This is a genomic window from Gemmobacter megaterium (assembly GCF_900156815.1).
In the GTDB taxonomy this organism is placed as follows: Bacteria; Pseudomonadota; Alphaproteobacteria; order Rhodobacterales; family Rhodobacteraceae; genus Wagnerdoeblera; species Wagnerdoeblera megaterium.
Window position 1 is genome coordinate 645,011 of record NZ_FTOT01000002.1, and the last position, 21,883, is coordinate 666,893.

Annotated in this window: 27 protein-coding genes; 2 read left to right on the top strand and 25 right to left on the bottom strand. The window is 64.4% G+C overall.

The genetic code is table 11. The features are described 5' to 3' along the window. Positions 1-84 precede the first annotated feature (84 nt). The 5 genes from proB to BW970_RS07595 form a co-directional block, all read right to left on the bottom strand. Complete coding sequence (proB, locus tag BW970_RS07575; RefSeq protein ID WP_076529788.1) at positions 85-1,200, bottom strand: glutamate 5-kinase; 1,116 nt, start codon at positions 1,198-1,200, stop codon at positions 85-87. Then, positions 1,188-2,216 (bottom strand): GTPase ObgE, encoded by a 1,029-nt coding sequence (obgE, locus tag BW970_RS07580; protein WP_076529789.1) that lies wholly within the window; start codon positions 2,214-2,216, stop codon positions 1,188-1,190. The genes proB and obgE overlap by 13 nt, the downstream gene beginning before the upstream one ends. Positions 2,217-2,285: 69 nt before the next feature. After that, a complete protein-coding gene (locus BW970_RS07585; RefSeq protein ID WP_076529790.1) occupies positions 2,286-2,642 on the bottom strand; it encodes a DUF2155 domain-containing protein in 357 nt (118 codons plus the stop codon). Beyond that, positions 2,639-3,121: an outer membrane lipid asymmetry maintenance protein MlaD gene (mlaD, locus tag BW970_RS07590; RefSeq protein ID WP_076529791.1), complete on the bottom strand. Its 483-nt coding sequence runs from the start codon at positions 3,119-3,121 to the stop codon at positions 2,639-2,641. The genes BW970_RS07585 and mlaD overlap by 4 nt, the downstream gene beginning before the upstream one ends. Continuing rightward, positions 3,118-3,492, bottom strand: a complete 375-nt coding sequence (locus BW970_RS07595; RefSeq protein ID WP_076529792.1) for an NADH:ubiquinone oxidoreductase subunit NDUFA12 — start codon at positions 3,490-3,492, stop codon at positions 3,118-3,120. The genes mlaD and BW970_RS07595 overlap by 4 nt, the downstream gene beginning before the upstream one ends. A gap of 173 nt (positions 3,493-3,665) precedes the next feature. Here BW970_RS07595 and BW970_RS07600 point away from each other — a divergent pair, with 173 nt between their 5' ends. Then, the gene (locus BW970_RS07600) at positions 3,666-4,646 is read left to right on the top strand and encodes a Hint domain-containing protein (RefSeq protein ID WP_076529793.1); all 981 of its coding nucleotides are present in this window, start codon (positions 3,666-3,668) and stop codon (positions 4,644-4,646) included. Here the strand turns inward: BW970_RS07600 and BW970_RS07605 are convergent. The 6 genes from BW970_RS07605 to BW970_RS07630 form a co-directional block, all read right to left on the bottom strand. Beyond that, positions 4,643-5,020, bottom strand: coding sequence for a RidA family protein (locus BW970_RS07605; RefSeq protein ID WP_076529794.1), 378 nt, complete (start codon positions 5,018-5,020; stop codon positions 4,643-4,645). The genes BW970_RS07600 and BW970_RS07605 overlap by 4 nt on opposite strands. 223 nt (positions 5,021-5,243) lie before the next feature. Next, positions 5,244-6,512: an ATP-dependent Clp protease ATP-binding subunit ClpX gene (clpX, locus tag BW970_RS07610; protein ID WP_076529795.1), complete on the bottom strand. Its 1,269-nt coding sequence runs from the start codon at positions 6,510-6,512 to the stop codon at positions 5,244-5,246. Between the two features lie 97 nt (positions 6,513-6,609). Beyond that, a complete protein-coding gene (locus BW970_RS07615; RefSeq protein WP_076530217.1) occupies positions 6,610-7,242 on the bottom strand; it encodes an ATP-dependent Clp protease proteolytic subunit in 633 nt (210 codons plus the stop codon). A 131-nt stretch (positions 7,243-7,373) separates the two neighbouring features. Beyond that, on the bottom strand, positions 7,374-8,177 hold the full coding sequence (locus tag BW970_RS07620; RefSeq protein ID WP_076529796.1) for a metal ABC transporter permease: 804 nt from the start codon (positions 8,175-8,177) through the stop codon (positions 7,374-7,376). After that, positions 8,170-8,955: a metal ABC transporter ATP-binding protein gene (locus tag BW970_RS07625; protein WP_076529797.1), complete on the bottom strand. Its 786-nt coding sequence runs from the start codon at positions 8,953-8,955 to the stop codon at positions 8,170-8,172. The genes BW970_RS07620 and BW970_RS07625 overlap by 8 nt, the downstream gene beginning before the upstream one ends. Next, on the bottom strand, positions 8,952-9,434 hold the full coding sequence (locus tag BW970_RS07630) for a Fur family transcriptional regulator (protein ID WP_076529798.1): 483 nt from the start codon (positions 9,432-9,434) through the stop codon (positions 8,952-8,954). The genes BW970_RS07625 and BW970_RS07630 overlap by 4 nt, the downstream gene beginning before the upstream one ends. A 78-nt stretch (positions 9,435-9,512) precedes the next feature. On the opposite strand from BW970_RS07630, the gene BW970_RS07635 reads away from it, so the two are divergent. Further along, positions 9,513-10,505 (top strand): zinc ABC transporter substrate-binding protein, encoded by a 993-nt coding sequence (locus tag BW970_RS07635; protein WP_076529799.1) that lies wholly within the window; start codon positions 9,513-9,515, stop codon positions 10,503-10,505. 110 nt (positions 10,506-10,615) lie between these two features. On the opposite strand, the gene BW970_RS07640 is transcribed toward BW970_RS07635, so the two are convergent. From BW970_RS07640 to rpoZ, 14 genes are all read right to left on the bottom strand, one after another. Then, the gene (locus tag BW970_RS07640; RefSeq protein ID WP_076529800.1) at positions 10,616-11,119 is read right to left on the bottom strand and encodes a GNAT family N-acetyltransferase; all 504 of its coding nucleotides are present in this window, start codon (positions 11,117-11,119) and stop codon (positions 10,616-10,618) included. Continuing rightward, the gene (locus BW970_RS07645) at positions 11,119-11,631 is read right to left on the bottom strand and encodes an anthrone oxygenase family protein (protein ID WP_076529801.1); all 513 of its coding nucleotides are present in this window, start codon (positions 11,629-11,631) and stop codon (positions 11,119-11,121) included. Before BW970_RS07645 ends, BW970_RS07640 begins: the two co-directional genes overlap by 1 nt. Positions 11,632-11,691: 60 nt before the next feature. After that, positions 11,692-12,006, bottom strand: coding sequence for a quaternary ammonium compound efflux SMR transporter SugE (gene sugE / locus BW970_RS07650; protein WP_076529802.1), 315 nt, complete (start codon positions 12,004-12,006; stop codon positions 11,692-11,694). Between the two features lies 1 nt (position 12,007). Further along, on the bottom strand, positions 12,008-12,967 hold the full coding sequence (locus BW970_RS07655) for an acetyl-CoA carboxylase carboxyltransferase subunit alpha (protein WP_076529803.1): 960 nt from the start codon (positions 12,965-12,967) through the stop codon (positions 12,008-12,010). A 97-nt stretch (positions 12,968-13,064) separates the two neighbouring features. Next, the gene (locus BW970_RS07660) at positions 13,065-14,096 is read right to left on the bottom strand and encodes an LLM class flavin-dependent oxidoreductase (protein WP_076529804.1); all 1,032 of its coding nucleotides are present in this window, start codon (positions 14,094-14,096) and stop codon (positions 13,065-13,067) included. 141 nt (positions 14,097-14,237) lie between these two features. Then, on the bottom strand, positions 14,238-14,573 hold the full coding sequence (locus BW970_RS07665; protein WP_076529805.1) for a DUF1491 family protein: 336 nt from the start codon (positions 14,571-14,573) through the stop codon (positions 14,238-14,240). Positions 14,574-14,669: 96 nt separating this feature from the next. Beyond that, a complete protein-coding gene (gene era / locus BW970_RS07670) occupies positions 14,670-15,590 on the bottom strand; it encodes a GTPase Era (protein WP_076529806.1) in 921 nt (306 codons plus the stop codon). Further along, complete coding sequence (rnc, locus tag BW970_RS07675; protein ID WP_076529807.1) at positions 15,587-16,273, bottom strand: ribonuclease III; 687 nt, start codon at positions 16,271-16,273, stop codon at positions 15,587-15,589. The genes era and rnc overlap by 4 nt, the downstream gene beginning before the upstream one ends. Continuing rightward, complete coding sequence (gene lepB / locus BW970_RS07680) at positions 16,270-17,058, bottom strand: signal peptidase I (protein ID WP_076529808.1); 789 nt, start codon at positions 17,056-17,058, stop codon at positions 16,270-16,272. The genes rnc and lepB overlap by 4 nt, the downstream gene beginning before the upstream one ends. Before the next feature lie 51 nt (positions 17,059-17,109). Next, the gene (gene acpS, locus BW970_RS07685; protein ID WP_076530219.1) at positions 17,110-17,511 is read right to left on the bottom strand and encodes a holo-ACP synthase; all 402 of its coding nucleotides are present in this window, start codon (positions 17,509-17,511) and stop codon (positions 17,110-17,112) included. A gap of 49 nt (positions 17,512-17,560) precedes the next feature. Beyond that, a complete protein-coding gene (locus tag BW970_RS07690; RefSeq protein WP_076529809.1) occupies positions 17,561-18,316 on the bottom strand; it encodes a pyridoxine 5'-phosphate synthase in 756 nt (251 codons plus the stop codon). Between the two features lie 66 nt (positions 18,317-18,382). Continuing rightward, positions 18,383-19,084 carry a DUF2062 domain-containing protein gene (locus tag BW970_RS07695; protein ID WP_076529810.1) on the bottom strand — a complete coding sequence of 234 codons (702 nt, stop codon included), beginning with the start codon at positions 19,082-19,084 and terminating at the stop codon, positions 18,383-18,385. Positions 19,085-19,115: 31 nt separating this feature from the next. Beyond that, positions 19,116-21,230, bottom strand: coding sequence for a RelA/SpoT family protein (locus tag BW970_RS07700; protein WP_076529811.1), 2,115 nt, complete (start codon positions 21,228-21,230; stop codon positions 19,116-19,118). Between the two features lie 19 nt (positions 21,231-21,249). Next, positions 21,250-21,603 carry a DNA-directed RNA polymerase subunit omega gene (gene rpoZ, locus BW970_RS07705; protein WP_076529812.1) on the bottom strand — a complete coding sequence of 118 codons (354 nt, stop codon included), beginning with the start codon at positions 21,601-21,603 and terminating at the stop codon, positions 21,250-21,252. Positions 21,604-21,883 lie beyond the last annotated feature (280 nt).

Here is a 21,883-nt window from a genome sequence, read left to right on the forward strand (position 1 = left end):
CCCGCGCACGCCCCCGCCCGTACGACGCGGGCAAGCCCCTGAAATGTGGATCAGAGCGACAGCGGCGCCCCCCGACGCCGAGGATCAGAGCGCCATGTCATCGCGGTGGATCAGCGCCGCGCGACCAGGGTAGCCAAGGATCCCCGCAATATCGCCAGAGCGATGGCCCGCGATGGCGCGCGCCTCTTCGGCCGTATAGCGGATAAGACCCTTGCCAAGCTCCGCCCCGTCCGGGCCCTCGATGCGAACGGGTTCGCCACGGCCGAACTGCCCCGACACCGCGCGCACACCCGCCGGCAGCAGCGACTTTCCAGCCTGAAGCGCCGTGACAGCACCCGGATCGACCATGACGGTCCCGCGCGGCTTCATGGCCGCGATCCAGCGCTTGCGCGCGGCCTGCGGATCGCCTGCGGCCACAAACCAGGTGCGGTTCGCCCCCGCTGCCAGGGCCATGAGCGGGCGATAGGTCGAGCCCTCCATGATGGCCATGGCGCATCCCCCGGCGACGGCGGTTTTCGCCGCCATCAGCTTGGTCTTCATGCCGCCCTTCGACAGGCCAGAGATGGGATCGCCCGCCATTGCCTCGATTGCAGGCGTGATATGGTCCACAACATCGAAACGGCGCGCGGAGGGATCTTCCTTGGGATTGGCCGTGTAGAAGCCATCCACATCGGACAAGAGGATCAACTGATCCGCCCCCACCGTCACGGCGATTTGCGCCGCCAGCCGGTCGTTGTCGCCAAAGCGGATTTCGTCGGTTGCAACCGTATCATTCTCGTTCACGATCGGGATGACACCCAGCGACAGCAGCGTCGCCAGCGTCGCACGGGAATTGAGATAGCGGCGGCGGTCCTCGGTATCTTCCAGCGTCACCAGCACCTGCGCGGCCTTGAGCCCATGCGGCACCAGCACCTCTTCATAGGCGCGGGCAAGCCGGATCTGGCCGACGGCGGCCGCTGCCTGCGATTGTTCCAGCGGCAGCGCCCCTTCGGGCAGGCCCAGAACGCGGCGCCCCAGCGCGATGGAACCAGAGGAAACAAGGATCACATCGGTACCGCGCGCGCGGGCGGCGGCCACATCCTCGGCCAGGCCGCGCAGCCAATCGCCGCGCAACCCAGTGACACGGTCCACCAACAACGCAGAGCCGATCTTGATCACCAGCCGCCGAGCGGCGGCAACATCGGGGCTCAGGGGCGCCATGGTCCTTGATCCTGCTCCGAGGGTGCACGATCCGCCTCGATTTCGGCCATCAGCGCGCGCAGCACCTCTGTCAGCCCCAGCCCCGCCGCGCCGGAAATGGCATACACCTTGCCGCCCGATGCTTTTTCAAGTGCGCGGCGCCGGGTGGACAGCGTTTTCGAATCGAGAGCGTCGATCTTGTTCAGCGCCGTGATGCGCGGCTTGTCGGCCAACTTGCCGCCATAGGCCTCAAGCTCGCCGATGATCGTGCGGTAATCCTTGGTGATGGTGGAGGAGGTGCCATCGACCAGGTGCAGCAGCACCGCGCAGCGTTCCACATGGCCAAGGAACTGATCGCCCAGCCCCCGGCCTTCGGACGCGCCTTCGATCAGGCCGGGGATGTCGGCCATCACCAGTTCCTTGCCATCGACACCCACGACACCGAGATTTGGCACCAGGGTGGTAAAGGGATAGTCCGCGATCTTGGGGCGGGCGTTCGACGTCGCGGCCAGGAAGGTGGATTTTCCGGCATTGGGCAGGCCCAGCAAACCCGCATCGGCAATCAGCTTCAGTCGCAGCCAGATGGTGCGCTCGACCCCTTCCTGTCCCGGATTGGCACGCGCCGGCGCCCGGTTGGTCGAGGATTTGAACCGCAGGTTACCCCAGCCGCCGTTGCCGCCCTGGGCCAGCAGAACGCGCTGCCCCGGCTCGGTCAGATCGGCGATGATCGTTTCCTCGTCTTCTTCGAGGATCTCGGTGCCGACCGGCACTTTCAGCACGATGTCGTCGCCCGTCTTGCCGGTGCGCTGGCTGCCCATGCCGCCCTGCCCCGACTTGGCAAAGAAATGCTGCTGATAGCGAAAGTCGATCAGCGTGTTCAGCCCTTCGACGGCTTCGGCATACACAGACCCGCCGTTCCCGCCATCGCCACCGTCCGGGCCGCCGAATTCGACAAACTTCTCGCGCCGGAACGAGACGCAGCCACCGCCACCACCGCCCGATCGGATATAGACCTTGGCTAGGTCGAGGAACTTCATGGCGTGGTCCTTTCCGGGACGGGGTTGCGGCCCGCTTCCTAGCGCATCGGAGGGGGCAGGCTCAACAGCCTATCGCATCAGGCAGCGCAGCACCCAGACATCGTAGCGCGCATGATCCAGCGCCGACAAGGCCGGGCTGGAGGCCACCATCCAACCGGAATAGACCGGATCGGGGGCCAGGCTGTCGCGAATGGTCAGATGCGCATAGGCTTCGCCTGCAGGATTGTCCTCCGGGTAGCGGCAACCATCGAGCTGAATCGTCAAGCGGCCCCAGGCCGCTGATTGTCCGCGCGACAGTTCGACATCCGCCGTTTCACCCGACGCCTTGTCCAGCCAGCGCAACTCGGCACCGGGTGCCTCGCGCATGGATTGCGCCTGGGCCGCACCGACCGCAAGACAGACAAGAAGAACCGAAAGCCGGATCATTCGGCCGCTCCGGCCCCGTCTTTCAGCGCATCCTCGGCAGATCCCCCGACGAACTTCATCAACAGACCTGTCAGACTGACAGACCCTTGCGTATCCTCGATCTCTGCCCCCGGCTCCAGGTTGAAGGGCGACCCGCCTGGCATGATCTCCAGGAAGTTGCCGCCCAGAAGCCCTTCGGAGGAAATCAGCGCAGTGCTGTCGTCCGGCAGCTCTATCCCGTCACGGATGGTAAAGCGCGCCTCGGCCATGAAGGTCTGAGGGTTGAGATCCAGCCGGGTGATTGCCCCGATCTTGACGCCGCCCAGCCGCACATCAGTGCCAACCCGCACACCCTCGACAGATCGAAATGCGGCACGCAATTCATAGCTGTCCGCCTGCGGGCCAAGACCTGTTGCCTGAACCGCATAGATCAGAAACGCCGCCGCAACAGCAAGCACACCACCGCCGACCGCGACCTCGGTCAGATTCTCGCCGCTCATTCCGGCTGCCATGCCTCGTAGTCGCGACGCTCGACCGGGGCCGGGCGGCGCAGCGATCCGGCGGGCACATAGGCCGCATCGGTGCCTGTCATGTTCTCGTGGTGCGGCTTTTCCCATGGCTTGTGGGCCAGCGGCTTGTCGGTCGGCGGCTCGTCCCAGGTGTGGTGCAGCCAGCCGTGCCAATCGGGGGGCACGCGGCTCGCCTCCATCTCGCCATTGAAGATGACCCAGCGTTTCTTGCCATCGCGCGAGCGATAATAGACGTTGCCCTGGGCATCCTCGCCCACCTTGACGCCATTGCGCCAGGTGAAGAAGCGGGTGTTCAGCGTCTGGCTGTTCCACCAGGTCAGGAAGCTGAGCAGGAACTTCATCGGGATTCCTCCGGCATTGCTTGGCACTCTATGAACCATAGGCGCGGCAAGATCCAGCGGCAACAGCGGCGCTGGCACGGCTGAGTTCTGCGCCAACCGATATCGGCCGATATTTACCGGGCATTCAGAAATCCTTGCGACATTTCAAGGGAGCAGCACCAAGGGGGGCATGAATGTCCGTCACTTCGACCATTGGCAATGTCTACCTGTTCACGGGCAGCCTGGTCTCGCTACAGACCGGCGGTCTTCTGGATGTCAGCGTTCTGAACAGCGCCGGGTCTGCCAACAGCGCGACATTCGTTGACGATGACGGGCGGCTGACCCAGGCCGACGATGGTGATGCGACCGTCTCGATCAATGGCGCGGCACCTGTCGCCATCGACTATCTTGGGGCGGGAAGCGTCTCGACCGCCACACTGCTGGGGATCCCCCTTCTGGCCAAACCCATGATGGCCTTTCAGGCCGATGGCGCGATCTATCTGCATTTCCCGGACGGGCTGCCCCCCTTGTCGGGCCTGCTGATCAGCTTCAATCTTGATGCAGGTGCCGCATTCGCCCTGCCCAATCCGATGCCGATCTGCCTGACCCATGACACGCGGGTCCGGACGTTGCGGGGCGATGTGGATGCCGGCTTGCTGCGATGCGGGGATATCGTGCTGACGCGGGATCATGGGCCGCAGCCCATTCGCTGGATCGGGCGGCGCGCCGTGGGACTGGCAGAGCAGCAAGTGGAACCCCGGTTGCGCCCGGTCCGAATCGCGGCGGGCGCGCTTGGCGAGGGAATCCCGCTGCGGGACATGCTGGTAACCCAGCACCATCGGATCCTGCTGCAAACAGGCCGACACACCGAAACCCTGGTCGCGGCAAAACATCTGGTCGGTCGGCCGGGGATCGTCCTTGATGCTGCGACAACGCCTCGCACATATATCCACCTGCTGTTTGACAGGCACGAGGTGATCGTCACCGACGGCTGCGCAACCGAGTCGCTGTATCTTGGCACCCAGGCGGTGCAGGCGCTTCCGGCTGCGGCACGGGCCGAAATCGGCCTGCTGTTTCCCGCCGCACTCGCCGGTGCACCGGCCCCACCTGCCCGGCCCATTCTGCCACGGCAGGCGGCGATGAAACTGTCGGCCGCCACCGGCCCCCCGATCTAGGCCACGCGGGCGGTCACTTCAATTTCGATCTTCATCGCATCCTCCATCAGCCGCGCCTCTATCATCGTTGCGGCGGGACGGGCTGTGGCAAAGGCCTGCGACAGTTGCGGCCACAGCTTGGGGAAATCCTGTCGATCCGGCAAGATGTAGGTCACGCGCACCACGTGATCCAGACTGCTACCCGCCTCGGTCAGCGCCTTGGAAATGCTGGCAAGCGTATTGGCGCATTGCGTCTCGACGTCATCGGGCAATGTCATCGTGGCATAGTCATAGCCGGTCGTGCCCGCCACGAAGACCCAGCCATCCTGCACCACCGCGCGGGAGTAGCCGATGGTCGCCTCAAAGCTGGAACCGGATGAGATCAGTTTGCGCATGGCAAGCCTCCGCTGTCTGTGTGATCCTCAGTCCCGCAAACCGTGCAGGACCGCAAGCCCGATCCCGAGCCACCAGAGCCGGACGGCATCGTGGGGCAACCCGTCAGCACCGCAGCATGACGTTCGCCGCCATCGCCCTGCAAGCCGGGAGTTGCGGTTCACGAACGACAAAGGGCGGGCCATTCCCGGCCCGCCCCTGCGCTATTGTGCTGTCACCAAGGTCTCAGGCACTGGCCGCCTGTTTCTTCTTGCCGCCTTCGGCATGAACGACCAGCGGTTTGGCCGTGCCGTTCACGACTTCCTCGTTCACAACGACTTCCTGCACACCCTGCATTCCGGGAAGTTCGAACATGGTATCCAGCAGGATATCTTCCATGATAGACCGCAGGCCACGGGCGCCGGTCTTGCGCTTGATCGCCCGCTTGGCAATGGCCAGCATGGCATCCGGGCTGAAGGTCAGCTTCACACCCTCGATGTCGAACAGCTTCTGGTACTGCTTGACCAGGGCGTTCTTGGGCTCTGTCAGAATCGTGACCAGCGCGCCTTCGTCCAGATCGTTCAGCGTGGCGATAACGGGAAGACGGCCGACGAATTCGGGGATCAGGCCGAATTTCAGCAGATCCTCCGGCTCCAGCTCGCGGAACAACTCGCCAACGCCGCGGCCCTCGGGGTCTTTCACATCGGCACCAAAGCCGATTCCGGTGCCCCGTCCGCGCTGTGCGATGATCCGCTCCAGCCCGGCAAAGGCGCCCCCGCAGATGAACAGGATGTTCGTGGTGTCGACCTGAAGGAATTCCTGCTGCGGATGCTTGCGGCCACCCTGCGGCGGCACGCTGGCCACGGTGCCTTCCATGATTTTCAGCAAGGCCTGCTGCACACCCTCGCCGCTGACGTCACGGGTGATCGACGGATTGTCGGACTTGCGCGTGATCTTGTCGACCTCGTCGATATAGACAATGCCGCGCTGCGCGCGTTCGACGTTGTATTCGCTGGCCTGCAACAGCTTGAGAATGATGTTCTCCACATCCTCGCCCACATAGCCCGCCTCGGTCAGCGTGGTGGCATCGGCCATGGTGAACGGCACGTCCAGAATCCGCGCCAGCGTCTGCGCCAGCAGCGTCTTGCCGGTGCCGGTCGGACCAATCAGCAGGATATTCGACTTGGCCAGTTCCACTTCGCCCGACTTCCCGCCGGAGTGGTTGAGCCGCTTGTAGTGGTTGTGGACCGCCACAGACAGCACGCGCTTGGCATGGTCCTGCCCGATGACGTAATCATCCAGCACCTTGGCGATCTCGCGCGGCGTCGGAACGCCATCGGTGGTCTTGAGCCCCGAGGTCTTGGTCTCCTCGCGGATGATGTCCATGCAGAGTTCGACACATTCGTCGCAGATGAACACCGTTGGGCCGGCGATCAGCTTGCGTACCTCGTGCTGGCTCTTGCCGCAGAACGAGCAGTAGAGGGTGTTCTTGCTGTCGCCCGAATTGCTTGCCATGCGTATAGGTTCCTCTGGCCTTTCGTCCCTGCGCTCCCGCAAGATTACGGGAGCGCCGCGCCCATCACAACGCCAAATCGCCGCAAGGCGTCTGGTCTTACTTCGTCTCGGGGTCGGCCTTGTTGCGGCTGTCGACGATTTCGTCGATCAGACCCCAGGCCTTGGCGGCTTCTGCCGACATGAAATTGTCCCGCTCCAGCGCGGATTCGACGGTGTCGTAGTCGTTGCCGGTGTGTTTGACATAGATTTCGTTCAGCCGCCGCTTGAGGTTCTCGGTCTCGCGCGCGTGGATCAGGATGTCGGTCGCCTGGCCCTGATAGCCGCCCGAGGGCTGGTGCACCATCACACGGCTGTTGGGCAGCGAGAAGCGCATCCCCTTTTCGCCCGCTGTCAGCAGAAGCGAGCCCATCGAGGCCGCCTGGCCGATCACCAGGGTCGAGACCTTTGGCTTGATGTATTGCATCGTGTCATAGATCGACAGGCCCGAGGTGACGACACCGCCGGGGCTGTTGATGTACATGCTGATTTCCTTGGTGGGATTCTCCGCCTCCAGGAACAGCAACTGGGCGACGATCAGCGTGGACATGCCATCATGCACCGGACCGGACAGAAAGATGATCCGCTCCTTCAGCAGCCGCGAAAAGATATCATAGGCCCGTTCCCCCCGGCTGGTCTGTTCGACAACCATGGGGACAAGGGTGTTCATGTAGAATTCTGCCGGATCGCGCATGTTCGCCTGCCTCTGGATGTTGTCGCGTTTTGCCACAGTTGGCCTTGCCAGAGTCTTAGTGGCGCGGTCTGCCCCCTGCAAGGGGCGGGGGGAAAATCGTTGGCCGGGCCTCCGGCGGGGGAATATCCGGATCAGGGCGAAGCAGGCGCGCGGCGCAGGGCAGAGGCGACAAGCAGGACGGCAAAGATCACCGCGGCGGTGGCAATGATCGACGGGCCTGCGGGCGTGTCCTGCGCGATCGACAGGCCGAGCCCACCAAAGGTGGCCAGAATGCCGATCAGTGTTGCGCCGACCGCCATCGCCTCAGGGGTGCGGGCGAGAGAGCGGGCGGCGGCAGCGGGCACGATCAGCATCGCCGCGATCAGGAGGGCGCCGACAACCTTGAGCGCCACGGCGACCACAACGGCGAGCGACAGCGTAAGGACAAGGCGTTCGCGCGCCGGGTTCAGCCCTGCGGAACAGGCCAGATCCTCGTTCAGCGTCGCGGTCAGCAGGGCCTGCCAGCGCCAGACGAGCAATCCGGCAACGACAAGCGCACCTGCCCAGATCACCGCCAGATCGACTCGCCCGACGGCAAGGATATCGCCGAACAGAAAGGCCGACAGATCCACCCGCACACCCGGCAGGAACGATACCGCAACCAGCCCGAAGGCCAGCGCGGAATGGGCCAGGACGCCCAATGTGGTGTCCATCGCCCAGCCCCGGCCCGCCAGCGCCGACACCGTGCCCGCCATGGCCAGCGCCACCAGCGTGGTGCCCGCAAGGACCGGCAGGCCAAGCGCCAATGCCATGGCCACGCCAAGGATGGCGGCATGGGATGTCGCATCGCCGAAATAGGCCATGCGGCGCCAGACCACAAAGGAGCCAAGGGGGCCGGCGGCCACCGCCACCCCGGTTCCGGCAAGCGCGGCGCGGGTCAGGAAATCGTCAAGCATGAGTGTGTGGCCCGTGATCATGGGAAAACGGCGCATGGGGCGCATGATCATCGCCGTGATCGTGGTCATGTTCGTGGTCGTGTTCATGGCGATAGAGCGCAAGGGCGCCCTGGGTGCCCAGCCCGAACAGCGCGCGGTATTCCGGCGCCGTGGACACCACACGCGGCGTGCCTTCGCAGCAGACATGACCGTTCAGACAGACCACACGATCCGACGCCGCCATGACGACATGCAGGTCATGGCTGACCATCAGCACGGCAGCGCCGGTCTGGGCGCGGATATCCTCGATCAGGCGGTAGAAGGCCGCTTCTCCGGGCTGGTCCAGCCCTTGGGTCGCCTCGTCCAGCACCAGGATCTGCGGGTCTCCCAGCAGGGCGCGCGCCAGCAGCACCCGTTGCAACTGCCCCCCGGACAGCGCCCCGAGTTGACGCCCCGCCAATGCACGGGGCAGCCCGGTGCGGTCCAGCGCAGCCATAGCCTGGGGGTCGCTGACCCGTCGGGGCAGCGACAGGAAGCGGCGCACGGTCAGCGGCAGGTTGCGGTCGATCGCCAGTTTCTGGGGCACATAGCCGATGCGCAGCCCCGGCGCGCGCAGCACGCGCCCGGCCGAAGGTGCGACGATTCCCATCAGCGCGCGCAGCAGCGTGGATTTGCCGGAGCCGTTCGGGCCAAGCACGGTCACGATCTCGCCCGGAGCGATACGAAAATCGACCCTGGACAGCACGTCGGCGCCACCCAGGCGGATGCTCAGGCCCTGCGCCTCGATCAGCGGTGTCATGCGGCCTCCTGGCAGGCGGGGCACAGACCCGTGGCTTCGACGCTGATCCGCTCGACAGCAAAGCCGGTACCGGCGGCGGCAGACTGAAGCGCGTCACGCACCGTTTCGGCCGGCGCTTCGGCAATGCGGTTACAACTGCGGCAGATCAGAAAGGCCGGCTGATGCGCATGTGCGGGATCCATGCAGGCGGCAAAAGCGTTCAGCAACTGGATGCGATGCGCAAGCCCATGTTCCACAAGGAATTCCAGCGCGCGATAGGCAACCGGGGGCTGGCGTCCATAGCCTTCGGCGGCAAGACGGTCCAGCACATCATAGGCCCCCATCGCCCGATGCGATTCCAGCAAGATCTCCAATGTGCGGCGACGCACAGGAGTCAGGCGCGCGCCCCGCGCCTTGGCCAGACGCTCTGCCTCGATCAACGCGGCATGGGTGCAGGCGTGGTGATCATGCGCCTGGAATGGTGTGGCCGGATCGGTCATCGGGCGATCCCCTCTTGACATGTTATCTTATCACATACACTCATCGCGGCGAGACCGAAAGCCCGACGGAGGCCCGACATGAGATATTCCCTGGCGCTTGCCCTGGCCATGCTGCCCGTGCCTGTGATGGCCGAAGTTCCACGCGTTGTCACGGATATTCCCCCGGTTCACGCGCTGGTGTCGCTGGTGATGGGGGATCTTGGCGCACCCGATCTGCTGCTGGATCGCGGCGCGGATCCGCATAGCTTTGCCCTGCGTCCCAGCCAGGCGGCAGGGTTGCAGCGGGCCGATCTTGTGGTCTGGGTCGGGCCGCAGATGACGCCCTGGCTTGACCGCGCCCTGGGCAGCATCGCAGGTCAGGCCCACCGGCTGGAATTGTTGGGCGTCGCGGGAACCGTGCGGCGCGACTTTGGCGACGACCACGACCACGACCACGACCACGACCACGACCACGACCACGACCACGACCACGACCACGACCACGACCACGACGAAGCGGGCCATGATCACGGCGACCATGGCCATGGGCATCACGATCATGTGCACACCGGCCTTGACCCCCATGCCTGGCTGGATCCGGGCAATGCACTTGTCTGGCTCGATGCGATTTCCGCCGAGTTGTCAGAGCACGATCCGGCCAATGCGGCGGTCTATGCCGCAAATGCCGGCAAGGCGAAGGACCGGATCGCGGCGCTGGATGCCAGCGTGTCGGCAGACCTCGCACCGATCAAGGACCGCCCGTTCGTGGTATTTCACGATGCCTATGGCTATTTCGTCAGCCACTACGGCCTGACCGTGGCAGGAAGCGTCACCCTTGGCGATGCGGCTGCCCCCGGCGCGGCGCGTATGCAGGAAACCCGCGCCCGACTGATCGAGGGCAAGGTGGTCTGCGCCTTTCCCGAAACGCCGCACGACCCCGGATTGCTGACCACATTGATCGAAGGCACCGGCGTGGCGGTCGGCGATGCGCTGGACCCGTCAGGCAGCAGCCTGGAGCCGGGGCCAGAGCTGTACGAAACCTTGATACGCAGGCTCGCAGGTTCCATGACAACCTGTCTGGCCCAGGAATGACCTGACGCCGCCAGCCCTGCCGCGAAAGCGTCGGCACGGCTGGCCGCCACAAGGTGCCGCGCGGGGCTATGCCCGATATGGCCGAAACCGGCCCCCCGCCGATTGGGCGGTCAGGCCGCGGATGGCAGGTCCAGCCGGTGATGTATCCGGTCCACCTTCGTTCCATCCCGCATCGGAACCGCTGGACTGCGATCATAGGGCACGAACCCCATCTTGCGATAGAACGCCAACCCTCCGGTATTGTCGGCCCGGATCGTGGCATTGATCGCAACCAGCGCCAACGCCCCGAGACCTGCCAAGGTCGCATCAAACACTGCGCGGCCAACCCCCGGAACCTTGCCGTCCTGCCGGGCAAATGTGGCGATGTCGGCCCAATCCGCTGACAGACCGGCGTGTCGCGTCAGCGCCTGAAACCCCAGAAGGCGGCCACCGGCATCTTCGGCCACCATGCAGGAGATCGCATCCGGGCCGCCGATATAGCTGCGTTCAAGCTGCACCGCCGAATAGGGAACTTCCAGTGCCGTAGTGCCGCCACGCGCGATGATCGCATTCAGAATCACGGCCAACTCTGCGGCATCGCGGCCATGGGCGGGGCGCACCACGACGCCGGACATCAAAAGGCCCGGCGCCGCTCGGGCCGCGCCAACAGGCCGAACCCGATCACAGCCAGCGCCAGGGTGATGCCGGATGCGATGGTGCGGATCAGGTTGAACTCTTGCCAACGCGGCGAATAGCCCGCCCAGATCTCTCGCGCGGCGTCGATGTCATCGGGTACGGGCGTCACGGCCAGCACCTCGTTCATCGGAACGTTGACCTGCAACGTCACCAACAGCGCAGCCCCGGCATAGACAACCCCCGCCAGCCCCAGCGCCAGCCCTGCCGCCCGGTTCACCCGCAGGGCGAAAACAGCGGCCAGTGCCAACACCGCCGGTGTACCGAAGAATGCAGGCGCAAAGACCACATTGCGCACACTGCCGTTCATGGCCTGCATCGCGGCAATCGCCACACGGGGATCGGCGCTGTCCAGCCCCCACATGGCAGAACAGAGCCAAGCATAGAAAAAGCCAAAGATCGCGCCGGACAGCAACACACCGACGAACGCAGTAAGAATCGCAAGGGGGCGCATCGGCACCTCCGTCGTGAGCATTTCAGGACCAAACGCGGGCGGCGCCCGCTTCCGTCGCGCTCAGGCGAGCTTCAATGCGACGATGCCCGCGACGATGAGGCCAATCCCCGCCAGCCGCAACAGGTTGACCGCATCCCCCAGCAGGATCATGCCGAAAACCGCCACCCCCAGCGCCCCGATACCTGTCCAGACGGCATAGGCCGTGCCAGCGGGCAACGATTTCATCGCATGGGCCAGCAGCCAGAAACTGGCAACCGCCCCGACGAGGGTAATGACCGACGGCCAGAGCCGACTGAAGCCGTCAGAGTACTTCAACCCCAGCGCCCAGACGATCTCGAACAGTCCTGCAACGACCAGAATGGTCCAGGCGTTCATCTCAGGCCGCCAAACCCTTGGCGCCCATGTCCAGGAATTTCTGGCGGCGATCCTTGACCAGCCAATCGGACTTTTTGCCGGACAGCTCCTTCAGCATCGCCTCGATGGCCTTGCCGACCGCCTCGATCGCGGCCTCGCGCCCGCGCTGCGCGCCACCCAGCGGTTCCTTGACGATGCGGTCAACCACCCCAAGCCGCAGCAGATCCTGCGCCGTCAGACGCAAGGCCTCGGCCGCATCGCGGGCACGTTCGGCATCTTTCCACAGAATGCTGGCGCAACCTTCGGGCGTGATCACCGAATAGACCGAATGCTCCAGCATCGCCACACGGTTTGCGGTGGCCAGTGCGACCGCCCCGCCGGATCCGCCTTCGCCGATGACCATCGAGATCAGCGGCACGCCGATCTCCAGGCATTTCTGGGTGGATCGCGCAATCGCCTCGGCCTGCCCGCGCTCCTCGGCCCCCTTGCCCGGATAGGCGCCAGGCGTATCCACCAGCGTAATCACCGGCAGGCCAAAGCGGTTGGCCATCTCCATCAGCCGGATCGCCTTGCGGTATCCTTCGGGCCGCGCCATGCCGAAATTGCGCTCGATCCGGCTTTTGGTGTCATGGCCCTTTTCCTGGCCGATCACCATCACCGCCCGGTCGTTGAACCGCGCCAGCCCGCCCATCACCGCATGGTCATCGGCAAAGTTCCGGTCCCCCGCCAGCGGCGTATACTCGGTGAACAGCGCGTCGATATAGTCGCGGCAATGCGGGCGATCCGGATGGCGCGCCACCTGGCATTTCCGCCACGGCGTCAGATCCTTGTACAGATCCTTCAGCAGCGCCTCGGCCTTGCGGTCCAGCGCCTCGGCCTCCTTGGCCACATCCATCTCGGAATTCGACCTGGCCATGGCGCGCAGTTCCTCGGCCTTGCCTTCGATCTCTGCCAGCGGCTTTTCGAATTCCAGATACTGCATCGCATTCTCCCCAAGGGTCGCAGCCTATATGGCCAAGACCGCGCCCCGATGCAACCGCAGCAGCGTCAGAGTCCGCCGCCCGGCAGCCTCGCCCCTGTCAAGCCAGCAGCTCGTTCACCATCGGGATCACCCGCCTGCCATAGAGTTCGATACAGCGCATCAGATCGGCATGGGGCACCGGGCCGGTGGCATATTTCATGTCGAACCGCTGGACACCCAGCGCCCTGACCGCAGCGGCGATCTTGGTCGCCACCGTCTCGGGAGAGCCGACATACAGCGACCCGTGCTCGACTTCCTGCAAGAAATGCTCCTTCGTCGTCGGCGCCCAGCCGCGCTCGGCGCCGATGCGACCGAAACTGGCCTGATAGGCCGGCCACAGAATCTCGCGTGCCTGCTCGTCGGTCTCGGCGACGAAACCGGGCGAGTGGATCCCAACCGGCCGCAGCGGCGTGCCGATCTGGGCGCAGGCCCGCTTGTAGAGATCGACATAGGGGACAAAGCGGCGCGGATCGCCACCGATGATCGCCAGCATCAGTTGCAGATCCTGCCGCACCACACGCACAACCGACTCCGGGCTGCCGCCCACACCGACCCAGGCCGTCATGCCCTCGGCTCCCAGCGGCGGATAGACCCGCTGGGCGGTCAAGGCCGGGCGATGCTGGCCCTTCCAGGTCACCTCGGGGTTCCGCAGGAGTTTGGCGAACAGATCGAGTTTCTCCTCGAACAGCAGATCATACTCCTGAAGATCATGCCCGAACAGCGCATAGCTTTCGGTAAAGCTGCCACGCCCCAGGATGGGCTCTGCTCGCCCGTTCGACAGCGCGTTGAGCGTCGAGAACCGCTGGAACGCGCGCACGGCATCATCCGTGGACAGCACGGTGACAGCCGTGCCCAGCTTGATCCGGCTGGTCCTGCCCGCAATGGTCGCCAATACGATCTCCGGGGCCGAAATGGCGAAATCGCTGCGGTGATGTTCGCCCAGGCCGATGAAGTGGATCCCCGTCTCGTCCGCCAGGACAGCCTGGTCCACGACATCGCGCAAGACCTGATCCATCGGCAGATCCCGGCCATCCGGCCCCTTGGTCACATCGCCGAAAGTATCGAGGCCCAGTTCCACGGTGGTCGTCATAGCGCATCTCCTGCCGGTTATCGGGGGCAACCTAAGCGAGCCCCGCCTGTGCGCAAAGGCACGAGCGCGCACAGGGTTCTGTTCAACTCCGCGCAGAGATTGCCGTGATCTTGCAAGAACCGCCCAAGCCCGGCGACCGTCTCAGTCAGACAGACCGGATTCGTCCAGCAGCGTCCGCCCTTCACGACTTTCGATCTCGATCACCCACAGATCCGGGTCGCGGGCGCGTTGACGCGCAAGCAGCGCATCGACTTCCGGCTCGGCCCCGTCGGCCAGCACGACCCAGGCCCGTGCCCCCGTCATCAGATCAAAACTGCGTTGAAACGCTGTGGCAGTCCCATCCAGCCGCGCACATTTGACAATCACCGCGCCTGCCGTGGGATCCCCCCTGGCCGTGACGTAGACGGGAATGTCGGCCAGCCGCAACCGGGTCAGGTAGGCGCGGACCCAGAAATCGGCCGTAAGACGGGCCGTCATCCCGCCATGCCCCGACCGCCCACGCCCGGCGATGCCTGGATCACGGCGAAGGCGCGCGCAGAACGGCCCCGGCTCTGCCCCCGCAACCGTGCGCGGTCAGTTGCCATCGCGGAAGTCGAGGCCCATTTCGGTGTAGCGTTCGGCCTCGTCCAGCCATTCGGGACGGACCTTGACTGTCAGGAACAGATGTACCGGGCGGCCCAGAAACTCTGTCATTTCCTGGCGTGCAGCCGTGGAAACCGCCTTGATCGTCGCGCCCTTGGCCCCCAGCAGGATACCCTTGTGACCATCGCGGGCAACATAGACGATCTGGTCGATGCGGGTAGATCCGTCGGGGCGGTCCTCCCATTTTTCGGTTTCGACCGTCAGTTGATAGGGAATTTCCTCATGCAGGCGCAGGGTCAGCTTTTCGCGGGTGATCTCTGCGGCGATCATGCGCATCGGCAGATCGGCAATCTGGTCTTCGGGATAGAGCCAGGGATGTTCGGGCAGTTCGGCGGCCAGCCAGTCGCGCAGCCCCTCGACCCCGTAGCCGCGTTCGGCCGAAATCATGAAGGTCCGCACGAAGGGATAGGCGGTGTTCATCTCTTCGGTCAACGCCAGCAGGGTTTCGGCCTTCACCCGGTCAATCTTGTTGATCGCCAGTGCAACGGGGGTGGCCCGCGGCAGGCGGTCCTTGATGGTGCTGATGATGGCCTTGGTGCCTTCGGTCAGGCCGCGATGCGCCTCGATCAGCAGCACGACGATGTCGGCATCCGCAGCACCGCCCCAGGCTGCGGCAACCATGGCACGGTCCAACCGGCGGCGCGGACGGAACAGGCCGGGCGTATCGACAAAGACGATCTGGGCATTCCCTGCCATGGCCACGCCGCGGATGCGGGCGCGGGTCGTCTGAACCTTGTGGGTGACGATCGACACCTTGGCGCCGACCATGCGGTTGAGCAAGGTGGATTTGCCTGCATTGGGTTCGCCGATCAGGGCAACGAACCCGGCGCGCTGCAACAGGTTTTCGGTCATGGCTGAGACTCCATGCGCGCAAGCAGCGCGCGGGCGGCGGCCTGTTCGGCCTGACGTTTCGATCCGGCGCTGGCCTGTTCGGTTTCGCCGGTGCTGAGGCGGGCCGCGATGGTGAACACCGGCTGATGCGGTGGCCCTTCGCGCGAGATTTCATCATAGCCGGGCGGCGGCAGGCCACGGGCCTGCGCCCATTCCTGCAACGACGTCTTCGGATCGCGGGCATCGGCCTTGACCTGCCCCACCCGATCGCCCCACAGCCGCAGGACCAGCGTGCGCGCGACATCGAACCCCGCATCGCGGTAGACAGCGGCAATGACCGCCTCCATCGCGTCGGCCAGCAGCGCCTCCTTGCGGCGCCCGCCGGACAACATTTCAGACCGGCCCAGGCGCAGAACCTCGCCCAGTTCCAGATCTCGGGCCACTTCCGCGCAGGTTTCCTTGCGCACCAGCGCGTTGAAGCGGGGCGCCAGTTGCCCTTCCGAGGCGCCCTTGTCGGCCATCAGCAGCGCCTCGGCCATCACAAGGCCCAGAACGCGGTCGCCCAGGAATTCCAACCGCTGATTGTCGGGCCGCGAGGCGGTGGCAATCGACGGATGGGTCAGCGCGCGGACCAGAAGTTCGGGCCGCTGGAAGCGGTGCCCCAACCTGGCGGAAAACGCCTGGAGATCCGCCGACATTTTCACTCGACCGCCTTGAACAGACGGTCGGTCCGCCAGGTCCAGATGTAGAACAGCGACCGGCCAGCGGACGAAAAGACGATGCGGTCGGCCCGGCCGATCAGGTAGTCGGCCGGCACAAAGCCAACGCCGCCCACTGCCCGGCTGAACCGGCTGTCCTGGCTGTTGTCGCGGTTGTCGCCCATGAAGAAGTAATGGCCCGCCGGAACGGTAAAGGCGGGGGTATCGTCGCCAAAGCCGCCATCGGTGATGTTGAGCACATCATGGGTGCGGCCGCCCGGAAGCGTCTCGGTATAACGCGACTTGGTGCACATGCCGCCCTGGCCGACCGGCGCATTCTCGCAGCGCGGCTCATGGCCCATGGGGCCCTGGGGTTCATACAGCTCTTCGAACTGGCCCGCAGGCGTTTGCGGCACTTCTTCGCCATTCAGATAGATGACGCCACCGCGCATCTGCACCGTGTCGCCTGGCAAGCCGATCAGTCGCTTGATGAAATCCGATCCGTTCACCGGATGACGGAACACCACGACATCGCCCCGCTCTGGTTCAGAGGCGAAGAGGCGCCCTTCGAACGGGCACAGCCCCATCGGGCAGGAATAGCGCGAATAGCCATAGGCCATCTTGTTGACGAACAGGAAGTCGCCGATCAGCAACGTGTCCTTCATGCTGCCGGACGGGATCCAGAAGGGCTGAAAGAACAGCGTGCGGAACACGACGGCGATGGCGACGGCATAGACCACGGTCTTGACCGTCTCGAAAAAGCCGTCCTTCTTTTGCGCCTTGCTTGCCATGATGGGCCTTTCCTGCTGATCGGGGCTTCATGCGCGCGCCCTGCCTGCCTGTCAAGGCAGCGGACGGGCCTCGATCACGACGAAAGCCTGCGCCCAAGGGTGATCGTCGGTCAACGAGACGTGAATGACCGCTTCGTGTCCGGGCGGCGTCATGGCCGCCAGCCGCTCTGCCGCCCAGCCCGTGACCTGCATCACCGGCTGGCCGGTGCGCAGGTTGGTCACCGCCATGTCACGCCAGGCGATTCCCATGCGCAGCCCGGTGCCCAGAGCCTTGGAGCACGCCTCCTTGGCCGCCCACCGCTTGGCATAGGTGGCGGCGGTTTCGCGGCGACGCTCGGCCTTGGACTGTTCGGCCACGGTGAAAACGCGGTTGCGGAAACGGTCGCCAAAGCGGTCAAGCACCCCGGCGATGCGGTCGATATTGGCCAGATCGGTGCCAATCCCCAGAATCATCGCGCCACGGCCCACAAGGTTCGGCGCCCAGGCCAGACCGGCAAGCCCGTCAGGCGAATGCGCATCGTGCCTCGTCCATCAGACGGCGCATTTCCGCGATGGCGGGGGTCAGGCCAAGGAACACCGATTCCGAAATCAGGAAATGCCCGATGTTCAACTCCACCACCTCGGGCACCGCTGCCACCGGCTGTACGGTTTCATAGGTCAGGCCATGGCCCATGTGCACCTCCAGCCCGAGTTCATGGGCAAGGGCGGCACCGGCCATCAGATGGCGCAGTTCCTCGTCACGCTCGGCAATCCGGCCCTCGGCGTGCAGGTCGCAGTAGTGGCCGGTGTGCAGTTCGACCACAGCCGCACCGATCCGGGCCGATGCCTCGATCTGGCGCGGGTCGTGGCCGATGAACAGGGAAACACGGCTGCCGGCCTCGCGCAGCGGCGCGATGAAATCGCTCAGGCGATTGTCATCGCCAGCCACGTCCAGGCCCCCTTCGGTTGTCCGTTCCTCGCGCTTTTCAGGGACGATGCACACCGCATGAGGGCGATACCGCAGCGCAATGGCCTGCATCTCCGCGGTGGCCGCCATTTCGAAGTTCAGCGGTATGCGGATGGCGTCCATCAGGCGGGCGATGTCGGCGTCGATGATGTGCCGCCGATCCTCACGCAGATGGGCCGTAATGCCGTTGGCCCCGGCGGCTTCGGCCATCAAGGCGGCGCGCACGGGATCGGGATAGGCCCCGCCCCTTGCGTTGCGCAGGGTGGCAACGTGATCAATGTTGACGCCAAGGCGTAGAGGCTGGGCAGACATGGCGGCACTCCGTTCCCGTGTGGTGCAAACCTAGTGCGCGCGCGGTGGGAAGGGAACACCCCGCAGCTATTTCCGGGGCGGTTTGTCACCCGGATCATCCGCGCCCAGAAGCTGCCAGTCCGCCGCCTCGGCCTGCGCCATCTTGACCCGCTGCGAGGCGCGGCGGCGCTCGATTCGCTCGACCGTCTTGCGGCTGCGCAGGCGTTGATAGGCGCGGATCAGCGGCAGGCTGGCATATTGGAACATCAGCCCGACAATCGTTCCCGGAATGATCGCCCCGACCAGATAGGGGAGATACACCTTGGTAAAGAATACCTTCAGCGGCTCCCAATAGGTTTCGCCTCCGTGCAGAAGGCGGATGAGGTTGCGGCTCAACTGCGCCCCGGCCTCGCCAAAGGCGGGCATGACCGCTGACAGCGGCAGCCGGTACTCTGCCCCCAGCAACCAGTATCCCGTTTCCAGCGACATTGTGGCGAAAATGGGAAAGGTGATCGGATTGCCGACGAATGTGGCCAGCAGTGCCGCAAGGATGTTTCCGCGATAGGCCCAGGCCACCGTCGCCGCAGCCAGAAAATGGAACCCGTATAGCGGTGTGAACGAGACGAAAACACCCGCGAAAACGCCGCGCGCGATACGATCTGGCGTATCGGGCAACCGGCGCAGGCGATGCAGGATATAACTGGACGCGCGCCGCCAACCACCGCGTGGCCAGAAAAACTCCAGCACAACCCGCGGCCAGGACCGGGAATCGCGTCGTTTGAAGACCAAGGCCGTTCCTTCCCCTGCCGCGGCCCCGCCGTCAGGGCCTTCGCTTCTGATCGCGGACGCGGACAACCCGCGCCACGTCGCTTTCGGCATCCAGCGCCATGGTAACGTTGTGCAGGTGCTCGACATCCCGAAGATCGACGTCGATGACGATGCGATAATAATCGGGCTTCTTGTCGGCAAAATGAAGGTCGGAAATGTTCGCCTTGCGATCACCGATCAGTGTGCAGATCCGACCCAGCACACCCGCCGCATTCGAAATGGTCAATTCCAGCGTGACGGTGTTCACCGCGGCATGACGACCGGAATGCCATTGCAGATCAATCCAGCGATCCGGCTGATCATCCAGTTCGATCAGGGTGGGGCAGTCGATGGCATGGGCGACAACACCCTTGCCGCGATAGGTGATGCCGACAATCCGCTCTCCCGGCAGTGGCTGGCAGCAGGATGCACGCGTAAAGGTCTGCCCCTCGGCCAGCCCCAGGACAGGGCGCGCACCATCCACCTCGTCCTGCGAGATGCTCAGCTCTGGATACAGCGTCTCGACCACCTTGCGGGCGGTCAGTTCCGCCGACCCGATCCGCGCCAGCAATTCCTCGTCATCGGCAAGGCCAAAGGCGCGGGCAGCGGTCTGCAACGCCTTGTCGGTGGACTTCTTGCCATAGCGTTCGAAGGTGACACGCGCCAGTTCGCGGCCCAACTTGACGAACCGGCCCCGGTCCTCCTCGCGCAGCGACTTGCGGATGGCGGCCTTGGCCCGCCCGGTGGTCACGATGTCGATCCAGCTGGCCTGCGGCTTTTGCCCTTCGGCGGTGATGATCTCTACCGCCTGACCATTGCGCAGCCGGGTCCACAACGGTACGCGGATGCCATCGACCTTGGCCGACACACAGGCATTCCCGATCCGGGTATGGATCGCATAGGCGTAATCCAGCGGCGTCGCCCCACGCGGCAACTGCACCACATCCCCCTTGGGGGTAAAGCAGAACACCTGGTCGGAATACATCTCCAGCTTGACGTGTTCGAGGAATTCGTCGGTGTCGCCTTCCTCGAACCGTTCGGTCAACTGGGCAATCCACTTGGCCGGATCGACGGCAAAAGGGTTGGCGCTGCGCTGGCCATCGCGGTACGACCAATGCGCGGCGACCCCGGCCTCGGCCACTTCGTGCATTTCCTGGGTGCGGATCTGCACCTCGACCCGCTTGCCATCGCGACCCGACACGGTGGTGTGGATGGATCGGTAGCCGTTCTGCTTGGGCTGGCTGATATAGTCCTTGAACCGCCCCGGCACTGCGCGCCAGCGCTGATGCACAACCCCCAGCGCACGATAACAATCGGCAACATCCCGCGTGATGATGCGGAACCCGTAGATGTCGGACAGGCGGCTGAAGGCCAGATCCTTTTCCTGCATCTTGCGCCAGACCGAATACGGCTTCTTGGCACGACCGTAGACGTTCGCCTCTATCGCCACCTTGTCCAGTTCGGTCCGGATATCGGCGGTGATCTTGTGGACCACATCCCCCGCTTCACGTTGCAACAGAATGAACCGCCGCAGGATCGAGTTGCGCGCCTCGGGGTTCAGCACGCGGAACGACAGATCCTCCAGTTCCTCACGCATCCATTGCATCCCCATGCGTCCGGCAAGGGGGGCATAGATCTCCATCGTCTCGCGGGCTTTCTGGGCCTGTTTCTCCGACTTCATGCTGCGGATCGTGCGCATGTTGTGCAGCCGGTCGGCCAGCTTGACCAGGATCACCCTCAGATCCTTGGACATCGCAAAGAACAGCTTGCGAAAGTTCTCTGACTGTTTCGACTGGGTCGAGGATAGTTGCAGGTTGGTCAGCTTGGTCACGCCATCGACCAGTTCCGCGACCTCGGTCCCGAACAGACGCTCCACCTCTGTATAGGTGGATTTCGTATCCTCGATGGTATCGTGCAGCAGGGCGGTGACGATGGTCGCGTCATCCAGCCGCATCTCGGTCAGGATCGCCGCCACCGCGACCGGATGGGTGAAATAGGGCTCGCCAGAGTGGCGCAACTGCCCGTCATGCATACGCCGCCCGTAATCATACGCGCGGCGCAACAGATCCTCGTTGGTGCGGGGATTGTACAGGCGAACGAGCGCGATGAGGTCTTCGACGTCGATCATCGCAGCTCCGCCGGGCCTGTCAGTCTTCCCGTTGTGCTTCGACGAGCATACGCAACATACGCTCTTCGGACATGTCGTCGCTGGAGGGGCGATCCATTTCGGCGCCCATCAGCAGCGACATCTTGTCTTCTTCCGGCTCGTCCACCTCGATCTGGGTCTGGAGGCTGGAAATCATCCGTTCGCGCAGCGCATCGGCTTGCTGGGTTTCCTCGGCGATCTCGCGCAGGGATACGACCGAATTCTTGTCGCGCTCACGCTCGACGGTAATCGGGGCTCCGGCCGCGATCTCGCGCGCACGGTGGGACGCAAGCATCACAAGCTCGAAACGGTTCGGAACCTTGTCAACGCAATCTTCGACCGTCACGCGGGCCATGAGTCACTCCAGTTCGATCGGGGGCATGGAGCAGCCTAGCTAGTCGATCAACAGGGGATTGACAAGGGCGGAATCCAGTGACAGCGCGTCGCAGATGCGAATGGCGCCCGAAATTCAACCAAAAGTTGAATTTCCGCCATCAACAGCCCGCCATGGATGAACGAAGCCCTTCCCCGGCCACATGGCCAATGCTACACTTTCGTATGATGTATGTTGCAGTCACGGAGGTTTGGAATATTTACGATCTGTGGTCCGAAATCGTTTGGTCATTCACCGCGCG